We start from the raw sequence: 12772 nt of genomic DNA, 5'->3' as shown, positions 1-12772 counted from the left end.
AGGTTTGTTCCCGGCGGGCGCCCCGGATTGTGCCCTATTTCTGCCCGCTGTGCACACCCGCCTGCCGACGTCACCCAGGGTGCTCTCAGGCGTCCGCGTCGGCGCCCAGCCCGGCCAGCAGCGCGGCGAGCTCCGCGACCGTCTCGCGCGGGCCCACGACGGTCATGTCACGGCTCGCACGACGGCCCCGCAGGCCGCTCACCTGCGCACCCGCCTCCCGGGCGATCACCTCGCCGGCGGCGACGTCCCACGGGTTCAGTCCCCGCTCGTACATCGCGTCGAGCGTCCCCTCCGCCACGCGGCACAGGTCGAGCGACGCCGCGCCGATGCGTCGGATGTCCCGCACCTGCGGCAGCAGCTCGGCCAGCACGCGGCCCTGGACCCGGCGACGCTCCGCCCGGTAGCCGAAGCCTGTGCCGACGAGCGACGTCGCGAGCGGACGCGGCGCGTTCACGGCCAGACGTGCGCCGTCCCGGTAGGCACCCGCGCCCAGGCCGCCGGTGTACGTCACGCCGTCCACCACCGAGTGCACGCACCCCGCCACGGCCGTCCACCGCTCCGGGTCCGGCTCACCGGCGACCACCCCGACGGAGACCGCGTAGGCCGGCACGCCGTACAGGTAGTTCACGGTGCCGTCGACCGGGTCCAGCACCCAGGTGAGCCCGGTGGTGCCAGGCTGCCAGCCGTCCTCCTCCCCCAGCACGCCGTCGTCCGGCCGGTGCTCGGCGATCAGCGCGCGCAGGTGGGCCTCGGACGCCAGGTCCATCGCGGTGACGGGGTCGACGTCGCTGGACTTGGTGGCGGCCACGGACACCCGCGCCGGCCGGGTCGAGCGGATCAGGTCGCCGGCGGAGCGGGCGAAGCGCTCGGCGAGGTCGACGAGCGCCCGGACCTCGGCGGGGCCGGGCAGGGCGGACGACCCGGCAGGGCCGGGCAGGGCGGACGACCCGGCAGGGCCGGGCAGGGCGGACGACCCGGCCGGGCCGGGCAGGGCGGACGGCTGGTCGGCGGGCAGGGCGGGGTCCGGTGCGCTGGTCACGCCGCCCATCCTGCCGGACGGCCACGCCGGACGGGCGGCCACGCCGGACGGGCGGCCACGCCGGTCCCGTCAGGTCCCGGGGCGTCGGCGCAGGCGCGCGATCCAGCGGACCAGCGGTGCGGGTTCGAGGCGACCGGAGCCGGGCCCCGGCGCGCGCACGCCCCGGCCCGGCTCGCCCGCCCGCGACGCGCGGGCGGCCCGAGCGGCGCGTTCGGTGCGGCCGGCGCGGCCGAGCCCGGGGCGGCCCCGCCCGGTGCGCCCCGCCCGCGCGTCCCGCAGCGCGGCGGGGTCCCACGGCCCCGGCGCCTGCAGGCGGAACCGCAGCGCGACCAGCCGGGTGCCGAGCACGACGAGGACGGCGACGACCTCGGTGCCGACGGACAGCGCGTCCTGGTGCCACAGCACCGCCACCAGCAGCGCACCGAGCACCGACGGGATCGCGTAGAGCTGACGCTGGTGCAGCACCACCGGCACCTCGCCCGTCAGCAGGTCGCGCAGCACGCCCCCGCCGACTCCCGTGATCACGCCCGCGCACACGGCCGCGGTCGCACCGGTGCCGTACTCCAGGGCCTTGATCGTCCCGACGACGGTGAACAGCGCGAGCGCCCCCGCGTCGAGGACCAGCACGAACCGGCGCAGCCGGCCCAGGCCCGGGTGCGCCGCCCAGGTCACCAGCCCCGCGACGCACGCGCACACGACGAACTCCCACTGCGCGATCCCGACGGGCGGCACGGCGCCGATCAGCACGTCGCGCATGATGCCGCCGCCCAGCCCGGCCGCCCACGCCAGGACCACGATGCCGAAGATGTCGAAGCCCTTGCGGACCGCCGCGAGGCCGCCGGACAGTGCACCCACGAAGACGCCGAGCAGCTCGAGCACGGGTTGCAGCGGGAGGTCCACGGACACAGGGGTGATCATGGCAGCCGGGGAGTTGGACGGCGCACCGCCCAGCCTCCGCTGGATCGGGGCCGGGCGGTGGCAGGCTCGGCGCGGACGATGGGAGAGGTGATGGCTGAGCTGGAGCTGATCGGGCTGCACGAGGACGGGGAACACCTCGTGCTCGCCGCGGCCGACGGGCAGCGCTACCGCCTGCGCATCGACGAGCCGCTGCGTGCCGCCGTGCGGCGCGACCGCCCGCAGCTGGAGCAGATCCGCGCGGAGCAGTCGGGGGTGCCGAGCCCCCGCGAGATCCAGGCGCGCGTGCGCGCCGGGCAGTCCGCCGAGCAGATCGCGGAGGAGTCGGGGCTGGCGGTGGAGCACGTGCGCCGGTTCGAGGGCCCCGTGCTCGCCGAGCGCGAGTTCGTGGCCGAGCAGGCGCGGGCGACGCGCGTCGGACGGGACGTGGGCGCGCCGGTCCTCGGCGAGCTCGTCGTCGACCGGCTCGCGGCGCGGGGTGTCGACCCCGAGGGCGTCGAGTGGGACGCGTACCGCGAGCCCGGCGCGGGCTGGACGGTCGTCGCCCGGTTCCGTGTCGAGGACGACGCCCGTGAGGCGCGGTGGGGCTACGACGCGTCGACGCGGGCCGTGCACGCGGAGGAGGACGAGGCCCGCTGGCTGTCCGAGACGGAGATCGCCGACGGCCCGGTGCCGCGGCGCCACCTGTCGGCCGTGCGCGACCTCGTGTACGACGTCGACGCCGACGTGCGGCCCGTCCTCGCGGCCGTGGACGGGCCGGCGCCCGCCGAGCAGGCCGAGGACCCGGTCGACGACCTGCGCGCGACGAGCGAGCTGCTCGACGACCTGCGCGCGCGCCGCGGCGTGCGGCAGGCGCTGGAGCTCGACGAGGACGAGGACGACCCCTTCGGCGGCTTCGGTCCGCAGCACGCGTTCGACTTCGGCCAGCTCGGCGACGAGCCCGAGGGGGACGCGCCCGGCGCGCACCCGGTGGACGTCCCGCCCGCGGCCGAGGCCCGCATCTACCCGGCACCGTCCCGCGCGCTGGACGCCGAGGAGCCCGCGACGCCCGTCGCGCTGGAGCCCGGCGAGCTCCCGCCGGGCGACCGGGCCGCCGGCGCCGGGCCCGCGGACGAGCCGGCACAGCGCCCCGAAGAGCGCGAGGCCCGTCCGCGCGGCAGCAGCCGCCGCAGCCGGCCGAAGGTGCCGAGCTGGGACGAGATCGTGTTCGGGGCCAAGCCGGAGTGAGCCGCGCGCGGCGCTCAGTCGCCCGCGAGCAGGTCCAGCGTCTGGGGTGACATCGTGCCCGCCCGCGAGCTCCGGGCGGTCATGCGCATGCGGTGGTGCTTCCGGCAGAGCACCTCGTAGCCGACGGCGTCCTCGTCGTCCGGCACCGCGACGTCGCCGACCACCACCTGGGCGCCCTCGACGACCATGATCCCGTGCTCCGTGCGGGCGTTGTGGGTGGCCCGGTCGCCGCACCAGCACAGGGCCTGCACCTGGAGCGTCTCCACGCGGTCGGCGAGCTCCAGGAGCCGCGCCGAGCCCGCGAACAGCCGGGTGCGGAAGTCGGTCGTGATGCCGAACGCGAACACGTCCGCGCCGAGCTCGTCCACCACGCGTCCGAGCTGGTCGACCTGCTCGGCCGAGTAGAACTGCGCCTCGTCGCAGATGAGGAAGTCGACGGCCCGTCCGCCGGTGCGACGGGCGACGACCTCCGCCCAGAAGTCGGTGGTGTCCGCGACCTCGTGCGCGGGCACCGACAGGCCCAGGCGGGAGGACAGCCTGTGCTCCCCCGCCCGGTCGTCGCGCGTGAACAGCACGCCGTCGCGGCCGCGGGCCTGGTGGTTGTGGTGCATCTGCAGCGCCAGGGTGGACTTGCCGCAGTCCATCGTGCCGCAGAAGAAGACCAGCTCTGCCACGCTCTCCTCGTTCCGTTCCTGTGCGTCGCGGGTCAGGTGTGCACGGCCAGCAGCGGCACCCGGACCTCGGCCGGGGTGAGCGAGCCGTGGACGCCGACGAGCTGCAGCGACGCCGGCGTCTGCGTCCGGGAGTCCACGACGGTCGCCCGGCCGGTGGTCGCGACGACGAGGTCGCCGATCAGCGGCCGCACGTGGTCGGAGACCGCCCCGAACAGGCCGGCGCCCACCGCGACGTCCCCGGTGAGCACCACCGCGGCGTCGCCCAGCACGTCCGCCCAGCGCTCCGCGGCCGCCTCCGGGTCCGCACCGGGCCGCAGGTGGACGTGGAGCGCGCGCGGCTCCCCCGCGACCAGCTCGACGTCCTGCGCGAGCCCCGGCGTGCCGGCGACGTCCCAGCGCCGGGCAGGGTCGACGTCCACCATTCCGTGGTCGGCGGTCACGACGACGGACGCGCCGCGCGGCAGCGACCGCACGAGACGCCGGAGCTCGCCGTCGAGCGCCCCGAGCTCGTCGCCCCACTGCCAGGAGCCGCAGCCCTCGTGGTGCCCGGTCTTGTCCACGTCGCCCCAGTACAGGTACACGAGGCCGGGCTCGCGCAGCAGCCGCAGCGCGGCGTCGACCCGGGCGGCGAGCGGCTCGGCGGCCCGGTACCCGCCGCCGCGCAGCGCCGCCTCCGTCAGCCCTGACCCCATGAACTTCCCCGGCCCGACGGTCGTGACGGTGACGCCGTGCGCGACGAGGCGCTCGAAGACCGTGGGCTCTCGCTGCCACTCGCGTGCCGGCCCCAGGCCCTCCCACGACACCATGTTCGCCAGCCGCCCGTCGCGGGGGTTGCGGACCGTGTAGCCGACGAGGCCGGTGCGGCCGGGTGCGGTGCCGGTGCCGAAGCTGCCCATCGACGCGGCGGTGGTGGACGGGTAGCCGGCGGACAGCGACGAGGCGCCGTCGAGCAGCGACCGCAGGAACGGCGCGTGGCCGGCGCGCTCGGCGAGGTTCTCGTACCCGAGGCCGTCGACGAGCACGACGCACACGCGGTGCGTCGGCTCCAGGCCGAGCTGGGCGCGGCGCTCGGGGCCCTCCGGCACGGGGGCGCCGAGCGCGTCGGCGACGGCGGGCAGCAGCCCCGACAGCGACGGCCCCGCGTAGTCGGGCAGCACCAGCCCCGCGTCCGCGAGCCGGACCGGAACGGTGGACGACGTCGCGGTCGTCATGTCAGCGCGCGCTCGCCGCGGACAGGCGCCGCGCGAACGCCACGGCGTCCCGCACGGCGCCGGCGCCCTCGGCCACCGCGCTCACGCGGACGACGACGTCGTCGGGGGTGAGCGTCCCGGTCAGGCCGTGGTCGGCGTCGCACTGCGGGTCGCCGCACTGCGCCGGCTCGAGGTCCACGCGCGACACCGCGCCCCACCCGATCGCCAGCGTCAGCTCGGTCGCCGGGTCGCCGGGCCGGTGCTGCTCGGGCGAGCCGAGCACGTGGGTCAGCGCCACCGACCGCAGCTCCGACAGCGGGACGGCCTCCGTGGTGGCGGCGGCGCTCGCCGAGGGGTGCTCGCTGTCCGCCGGGTGGTCGTCGACGTGGGCGACGACGAGGCGGGTGGGCGTCAGCGCGAGGACGGTCACGTGCCGGCGCACCTCGGAGGCGTCGAACGTCGTCTCCGGGTGCACGAGGTGCGCCTCGACGGGTTCGTCCGCGAGAGCCACCTCGAGCACGTCGGCCACGAGGTCGGGGTAGTACCCCGCGCGGTGCAGGTCACGGAGCAGGTCGGTCGACGGAGCGGGCACCTCAGCATCCTCCCACCGACCGGGGCGGCCCGTCACACCTGACGCCCCGCCTGGGGACGACGCCCCGCTCGCTCTCCCGTCATCCCGGCAGCGCCCGGCGCGGCCCGTCGGCGCGCGCGGCCGTCCCGACCCGTGCCGTGGCGCCGAGCACGTACGCCCCGCGCTCCGCGACGACGACCGGGTTGAGCTCGAGCGCGAGCAGCTCCGGCAGGTTGTCCGCGAGCACGGAGACCCGCGCGAGCACGTCCTCCACGGCGGCGACGTCGAGAGGCGGGACGCCCCGGTAGCCGAAGAGCCGGGGCGAGGAGCGCGGGGCACGCACCATCTCGGAGACGTCGACGTCGGTCAGCGGCGTCACGGCGTACGCGAGGTCACCCAGCAGGTCGGTGGTGTCGCCGCCGAGGCCGAACCCGAGCACCGGGCCGAACAGCGGGTCCTCCGACGAGCGGATGACGGTCGCGACGCCGTGCGGCGCCATCGCCTGGACCTCCAGGGGTGCCCGGCCCTCCGCGGGTGCGTGCGGGGCGGCGAGCGCGAGCACCTGGGCGACGTCGGCGCGCAGCTCCGCGGCGTCGTGCACGTCGAGCCGCACGCCGCCGAGGTCGGAGCGGTGCCGCAGGGCCGGCACGGTCGACTTCAGGGCGACCGGCCAGCCGAGGCGCTCGGCGGCGGCGACCGCCTCGTCGGCGTCGTGGACCGGCACGGACGGGAGGACGTGGACGCCGGCGAGCGCCAGCAGCTCCGCGGCACGGTCCGCCCCCAGGTCGAGCGAGGCGGGCCGTCCCGCCTCGTCGAGCCAGGAGTCGATCAGCCGCCGCGCTGTGCGCGCGTGCACGCCCTCGGGGTGCACCAGGGCGCCGCGGTCCCCGGACCGCCACGCGGCGTACCGGACCGCCTGCCCGAGGGCGAGCACGGCGTCCTCCGGGGTGGTGTACGCGGGCACGGTGCGCAGCCGGCCGTCGGGGTCGGGGGCCGTGAGCTGGGGCGTCGCGCCGTGCAGGCCGAGCAGGCACGCCACCGAGGTGCGGCCCGACCCAGCGGCGGCGCGGGCGAGCGCCTGGGCGACACGGTCGTCGCGCGGCCCGGCGGTGGGCACGTGCACGGTGACCACGACGTCGACCCCGGGGTCGGCGTACACGTCGGCGAACGCGCGGGTGACGCGGTCCTCGTCGGCGTCCTCGGCCAGGATCACCGCCTCGCCCGCGACGGTCAGGCCGGCGGTGACGACCGCCTCCTGCACGAGCGCCGCCATCGACGGCGACGACGCCACCACGGCGGCGCGACGGCCCGGCGGCAGGGGCTGCAGCGCGAACAGCTGGGCGGCCTCCAGCATCTGGTGCGTGTTGTCGACGAGCACCACGCCGGAGCGGCGCATCACCTCGTCGAGCGTCCGGCGCGGGGCCTGGGTGGGCCGTACGGCGTGGCCGGGCGGCACGACGTGCCCGGAGCGCCCCGCGGTGACCACCACGACGGGCTTCACCCGGGCCAGCCGGCGGGCCACCCGGGAGAACTTGCGCGGGTTGCCGATCGACTCCAGGTACAGCGCGACGACGTCGGTGCCGTCGTCGTCCTGCCAGAACTGCATGAGGTCGTTCCCGGAGACGTCGGCACGGTTGCCCGCCGACACCAGGTGGGCCAGGCCGAGGTGCCGCCGGCGCACGGACCCCAGCAGCGACACGGCCGCGGGGGCGGACTGGCAGAACAGGCCGATCCGGCCCGCGGGCGGCGGGTCCTCCGTCAGGGAGGCGTTCAGCAGGCCGCCGGCGGCGTGCGTGAGCAGGCCGTACGAGACGGGCCCGACGACGCGCATGCCGGCGGCGTGGGCGGTGCGCAGCAGCGCGCGCTGCAGCGCCAGGCCGGTCGGTCCGGTCTCCGCGAAGCCCGCGGAGAGCACCACGACGCCCCGTACCCCCAGGCGCCCGAGCGAGCGCACGGCGACGACGGCGTCCGCTGCGGGCAGCGCGAGCACGGCCAGGTCCACCGGCCCGGGCACCGCGTCCAGGTCCGGCCACGTCCGCACCGCCACCGGCGTGCCGGGGCCGGGTGCGCGTCCGACGACGTGCACCTGCACCGGTTCCGCCGGGCCCGCGGGATCCACGACCGCGCCGGTGCGGTGCTCCGGCTCGCCCGCCCCGTGCACCCCGCCCGCCGCGAGGTCCGCGAGCACCCGGGACGCCAGCAGGTCCGGCAGCGACCCGGGCTCCGCGTCCGGCGACGTCAGCAGCAGCACCGAGCGTGCGGCGAGCAGCCCCTGCACGCTGCGCGACTCCGCGGTGTGCTCGCGCGCCGCGGTCACGGCCAGCGACCGGTCCGTCGGGTGGATGTCGAACGACACGGTGACCACGCCGTCCTCGAGCCGCTGGTGCAGCGTGTAGCCCGCCTCGCGGAACACGGCGATCATCCGGCCGTTCTGCGGCAGCACGTCGGCGGTGAAGCGGCGCACCCCGCGCTCGCGCGCCGCGGCGGCCAGGTGCTCCAGCAGCACGGAGCCCAGCCCCCGGCCGTGGTGCGCGTCGGCGATGTTGAAGGCGACCTCCGCCTCGTCCGGACCGACGCGGTCGTAGCGGGCGACCCCGATGATCGCCTCGTCCCCCGTCACCGCCACCAGCGCCACCCGGTCGTGGTGGTCGACCTGGGTGAACCGGGCCAGGTCGCGGTCCGGGAGGCGCTCCAGCGGCGCGAAGAACCGCAGGAAGGTCGACGCCTCGGACTGCGCGACGTGGAACGCCTGGAGCGCGGCGGCGTCCTCCGCCCGGATCGGGCGGACGTGGGTGGTGCTGCCGTCCCGCAGCACGACGTCGGCCTCCCAGCTCTCCGGGTAGCCGGCCGGCGCGGCGGCGTCCCGCGCCTGGTCGGCGCGCGCGTCCCCGGTGACCTCCGCCATGCGCACGAGCCTAACGGGGCCGGGCCCGCGCGTCGTGGTCGTCCCCAGACCCGCCGGGCGGGGACAATGAGCCGTCACCCACCGCCGATCCCGGGAGCCGCATCCGCATGGCGCGCCGCAGCAGCACCCCCGACGTCCCGCCGGAGGACGTCGTCGAGCGCATCGTCGACATCGACGTCGCGACCGAGATGGAGGGCTCGTTCCTCGAGTACGCCTACTCCGTCATCTACTCCCGCGCGCTCCCGGACGCCCGCGACGGCCTCAAGCCCGTGCAGCGGCGGATCCTGTTCCAGATGCACGACATGGGCCTGCGGCCCGACCGCGCCCACGTGAAGTCGGCCCGCGTGGTCGGCGAGGTGATGGGCAAGCTCCACCCGCACGGCGACGCGGCGATCTACGACGCGATGGTGCGCATGGCGCAGCCGTTCTCGCTGCGGCTGCCCCTGGTCGACGGGCACGGCAACTTCGGCTCGCTCGACGACGGCCCTGCCGCGCCCCGGTACACCGAGGCGCGCATGGCGCCGGCCGCGCTGGCCATGACGGCCGGCCTGGACGAGGACGTCGTCGACTTCGTCCCCAACTACGACAACAAGCTCACGCAGCCGGGCGTCCTGCCGTCCGCCATCCCGAACCTCCTCGTCAACGGCGCGTCCGGCATCGCGGTCGGCATGGCGACCAACATGGCCCCCCACAACCTGGTCGAGGTCGTCGCGGCCGCCCGGCACCTGGTGCTCCACCCGGAGGCGACGCTCGAGGAGCTCATGCGGTTCGTCCCCGGGCCCGATCTGCCCTCGGGCGGCAAGGTCGTGGGGCTCGACGGGGTGCGCGACGCGTACCGCACGGGACGCGGGGCGTTCCGCACCCGCGCGACCGCCCGCATCGAGAACGTCACGCCGCGCCGCAAGGGCATCATCGTCACCGAGCTGCCGTACACCGTCGGCCCGGAGAAGGTCATCGAGAAGATCAAGGAGGGCGTGCAGTCCAAGAAGCTCTCCGGCATCTCGGACGCGCTCGACCTCACGGACCGGCAGCACGGGCTGCGCCTGGTGATCGAGGTGAAGACGGGTTTCAACCCCGAGGCCGTGCTGGAGCAGCTCTACCGGTACACGCCGCTCGAGGACTCGTTCTCGATCAACAACGTGGCGCTCGTCGACGGGCAGCCGCGCACGCTCGGCCTGCGCGACCTGCTGCAGGTCTGGGTCGACCACCGCATCTCCGTCGTGCGCCGGCGCAGCCAGTTCCGGCTCACCCGCAAGCGGGAGCGCCTGCACCTGGTCGAGGGCCTGCTCGTCGCGATCCTCGACATCGACGAGGTCATCCAGGTCATCCGGTCGTCCGACGACGCGGAGACCGCCCGCACCCGCCTGCGCGACGTCTTCGACCTGTCCGAGCCGCAGGCCGAGTACATCCTGGAGCTGCGCCTGCGCCGGCTCACCCGGTTCTCCCGCATCGAGCTGGAGAAGGAGCGCGACGAGCTCGCCGAGCAGATCGCGGCCCTCGAGGCGCTCCTGGCGGACGAGGACCTGCTGCGCGGCACCGTGTCCGACGAGATGGCCGAGGTCGCCGCCACGTACGGCACACCCCGGCGCACCATCCTGCTCGAGTCCGCCGGCGGGTCCGTGACCGCCGCGGAAGGCGCCCCGGCGCCGCGCTCGACGCGGGGTGCGGCACCGGCCCTCTCGCTGGAGATCGAGGACGCCCCGTGCCTCGCGCTGCTCTCCGGGACCGGGCTGGTGGCCCGCACGGCGGGGACCGACGTCGCGCTGCGGCCCGCGCCGGACTCCGGGCGCTCCCGGCACGACGTCCTCGCGGGCGCCGTCCCGACGACCGTGCGCGGGGAGGTCGGTGTGCTCACGTCCCGCGGCGTGGTGCGCCGCGTGTCCGTGCTCGACCTGCCGGCGCTGCCGCCGACCGACGGTGCGCCGAACCTGTCCGGCGGGCTGCCGCTGCCGGAGCTGCTGGCGCTCGAGGCGGGTGAGCGGGTCGTCGGGCTGGTCCCGGTGACCGCGGACGCCCCGACCCTCGCGCTCGGGACCGCCCAGGGCGTCGTCAAGCGGGTCACGCCCGGCGAGGCGCCCGCCAACCGCGACGCCTGGGAGGTCGTGGCGCTCAAGGACGGCGACGAGGTGGTCGGCTGCGCGTCCGTGAGCGACGAGGACGAGCTCGTCTTCATCGCGTCGGACGCCGCTCTCCTGCACTTCCCCGCCGGCTCGGTCCGACCCCAGGGACGCCCCGCCGGCGGCATGGCGGGCATCAAGCTGGCGCCCGGCGCGCGGGTCGTGCACTTCGGCGCCCTGCCCGCGGGCAGCGACCCCGACGGCACCGTCGTGGTCACGGTGGCCGGGACGTCCGGCGCGCTCCCCGGCACCCAGGCCGGCACGGCGAAGGTGACGCCGTTCGGCCGGTTCCCCGGGAAGGGCCGCGCGACGGGCGGCGTGCGGGCGCACCGCTTCCTCAAGGGCGAGGACGCGCTGTTCCTCGCCTGGGCGGGGCCGGCACCGGCACGCGCGACCGGGTCCGCCGGCCAGCCCGTCGACCTGCCGGAGCCGGACGACCGGCGCGACGGCTCGGGTCAGCCGCTCGCCGCGCCACCGGTCGCGATCGGCTGAGCCGCGCGGGACCGGGCGACCCGGGACCCCGCGGCGTCAGCGACCGAGGCCGGCCGCCGCCACCCGGGCGCGCACGAGCGCCGCGATCTCCTCGAGCGAGCGCACCTGCGCGGCGTCGAGCGGTCCGAGCAGCAGATCGCCGACCAGCACCCGCCGGGTCGACCGGGCCGCGCGGGCCGCGACCACGCCGGGTTCGGTCAGCGTGACGACGGTCCCGCGGGCGTCCTGCCGGTCACGGCTGCGGGTGACGAGCCCGCGCAGCTCCATGCGGCGCAGCTGGTGCGACACGCGGCTGTCCTGCCACTCGGCCGCGGCGGCCAGGTCCTTGGCGCGCAGGCCCGTCTCGCCCGCCGCGAGCAGGGGCTCCAGCAGCTCCAGGTCCGCGACCGACACGCCCGCCTCGGCACCCAGCCGGCGTTCGAGCGCGGTGAAGAACTCCCGGGACAGACCGAGGTACGCCCGCCAGGTCGCGTCCTGCGGGACCTGCTCCTCCGCCGCGTGAGCCGCCGCCATGCGGCACAGCGTAGAGCCCCCGGGCCCCGCGCGGGGCCCGGACGGCGGGCGGTCCGCTAGAGCTCGATCGTCAGGAGCTGCGAGCCGTGCGTGACCTCGTACCCGAGGGCGGCGTACAGGCCGTGCGCCCCCGACGGGTTCGCGGTGTCGACGTCGAGCTCGGCGTACTGCATGCCGTCCTCCCGGTACGCCTCCATCACCGCGGTGAGCAGCGCGACCGCCAGCCCACGACCACGCCACGCGCGCCGCACGCCCAGCAGCTCGGTGTAGCCCGAGGTGTAGCCCGCGACCGGCCAGTCCTGCTCGTAGCGGCCCGACATCGCGTAGCCGGCGACCTCGCCGGTGGCGTCGTCCACGGCGACGCGGCTCCAGTCCGGGGCGAACATCGAGCGGCCGTGCTGCCACGCCTCCCGCGTCCGGGGCTCGCTCCCCCAGTGGTCGGCGAACGCCTCGTTGTGGGCGAGCCGCACCGCCTCGTCGAGCTCCGGGGTCCACGGGACCACCCGGACGCCCTCCGCGCGGCGCACCTCCGGCAGCGGGACGGCGAGGTCGCGGCGCATGTCCGTGTAGTAGCGCACCGGCGTGTAGCCCGCCGCGGCGTACAGCGCCAGCGCGTCGCTGCGGTGGTCCTCCACGTAGGCGCCGATCCGCCCCGGCACCTCCTTGCCGGACGCCGCGAGCATCTGCCGTGCCCGGCCGGTGCCCCAGGCGACGAGCGCGCGGCCGACGCCCCGCCCCCGGTGGGCCGGGTCCACGCCCCCGGACAGGTGCACGCGGACCACGCGCAGGTCACCGGGGTGGGACTCCACGACCATCCACGCGCGCGGCTCGCCGTCGGCGTCCAGGCCGACGCGGGTGTCCGCCTCGATGTCCTTCCAGTCGCCGTCGAACCACTCGTCCACCTCGGCCTCGGCGGTGCGCGCCGGCGCTGCGTCCGCCTCCTCCGTCCGCGCGACCAGGGCGAAGACGGCGGGCACGTCGTCGCGGCGCAGCGCCCGCCACGAGAGCCCGGTGGCGGCCGGGTCGGGCTCCGGCAGCACCGCGGGCGCTGCGGCGCGCTCCGCGATGGGTGCCAGGGCGGGCTCGGTCGTCGGTCGCGTCGTGGTCATGCGTCCACGGTGCCTGACGG

The 12772-nt window shown here is 76.7% G+C and carries 10 protein-coding genes; 2 read left to right on the top strand and 8 right to left on the bottom strand.

Going from position 1 to position 12772, the window contains the following annotated elements; translation table 11 throughout:
* Nucleotides 1–85 precede the first annotated feature (85 nt).
* Complete coding sequence (locus tag K5O09_RS08665) at nucleotides 86–910, bottom strand: inositol monophosphatase family protein (protein ID WP_255596325.1); 825 nt, start codon at nucleotides 908–910, stop codon at nucleotides 86–88.
* A 198-nt stretch (nucleotides 911–1108) separates the two neighbouring features.
* Nucleotides 1109–1945, bottom strand: a complete 837-nt coding sequence (locus K5O09_RS08660; RefSeq protein ID WP_255596246.1) for a trimeric intracellular cation channel family protein — start codon at nucleotides 1943–1945, stop codon at nucleotides 1109–1111.
* A 102-nt stretch (nucleotides 1946–2047) separates the two neighbouring features.
* Between K5O09_RS08660 and sepH the strand changes: the two genes are divergently transcribed.
* Nucleotides 2048–3181, top strand: coding sequence for a septation protein SepH (gene sepH / locus K5O09_RS08655; RefSeq protein ID WP_222172348.1), 1134 nt, complete (start codon nucleotides 2048–2050; stop codon nucleotides 3179–3181).
* Nucleotides 3182–3195: 14 nt separating this feature from the next.
* On the opposite strand, the gene K5O09_RS08650 is transcribed toward sepH, so the two are convergent.
* The 4 genes from K5O09_RS08650 to K5O09_RS08635 form a co-directional block, all read right to left on the bottom strand.
* Nucleotides 3196–3855 carry a thymidine kinase gene (locus K5O09_RS08650; protein ID WP_222172347.1) on the bottom strand — a complete coding sequence of 220 codons (660 nt, stop codon included), beginning with the start codon at nucleotides 3853–3855 and terminating at the stop codon, nucleotides 3196–3198.
* A gap of 32 nt (nucleotides 3856–3887) precedes the next feature.
* Entirely contained in the window at nucleotides 3888–5066 is a 1179-nt protein-coding gene (locus K5O09_RS08645; protein WP_222172346.1) for an alkaline phosphatase family protein, read from the bottom strand.
* A gap of 1 nt (nucleotide 5067) precedes the next feature.
* Nucleotides 5068–5637, bottom strand: a complete 570-nt coding sequence (locus K5O09_RS08640; protein ID WP_222172345.1) for a DUF5998 family protein — start codon at nucleotides 5635–5637, stop codon at nucleotides 5068–5070.
* 79 nt (nucleotides 5638–5716) lie between these two features.
* Nucleotides 5717–8521 carry a GNAT family N-acetyltransferase gene (locus tag K5O09_RS08635; protein WP_222172344.1) on the bottom strand — a complete coding sequence of 935 codons (2805 nt, stop codon included), beginning with the start codon at nucleotides 8519–8521 and terminating at the stop codon, nucleotides 5717–5719.
* Nucleotides 8522–8628: 107 nt separating this feature from the next.
* On the opposite strand from K5O09_RS08635, the gene K5O09_RS08630 reads away from it, so the two are divergent.
* Nucleotides 8629–11130 (top strand): DNA topoisomerase (ATP-hydrolyzing) subunit A, encoded by a 2502-nt coding sequence (locus tag K5O09_RS08630; RefSeq protein ID WP_222172343.1) that lies wholly within the window; start codon nucleotides 8629–8631, stop codon nucleotides 11128–11130.
* Nucleotides 11131–11166: 36 nt separating this feature from the next.
* Here K5O09_RS08630 and K5O09_RS08625 read toward each other — a convergent pair whose 3' ends face one another.
* Nucleotides 11167–11643 carry a MarR family winged helix-turn-helix transcriptional regulator gene (locus K5O09_RS08625; RefSeq protein WP_222172342.1) on the bottom strand — a complete coding sequence of 159 codons (477 nt, stop codon included), beginning with the start codon at nucleotides 11641–11643 and terminating at the stop codon, nucleotides 11167–11169.
* 56 nt (nucleotides 11644–11699) lie between these two features.
* Entirely contained in the window at nucleotides 11700–12752 is a 1053-nt protein-coding gene (locus K5O09_RS08620; protein ID WP_222172341.1) for a GNAT family N-acetyltransferase, read from the bottom strand.
* Nucleotides 12753–12772: the final 20 nt, after the last annotated feature.

This window comes from Cellulomonas sp. C5510, assembly GCF_019797765.1.
In the GTDB taxonomy this organism is placed as follows: Bacteria; Actinomycetota; Actinomycetes; order Actinomycetales; family Cellulomonadaceae; genus Cellulomonas.
This window is presented reverse-complemented; position numbering and strand designations above follow the sequence as displayed.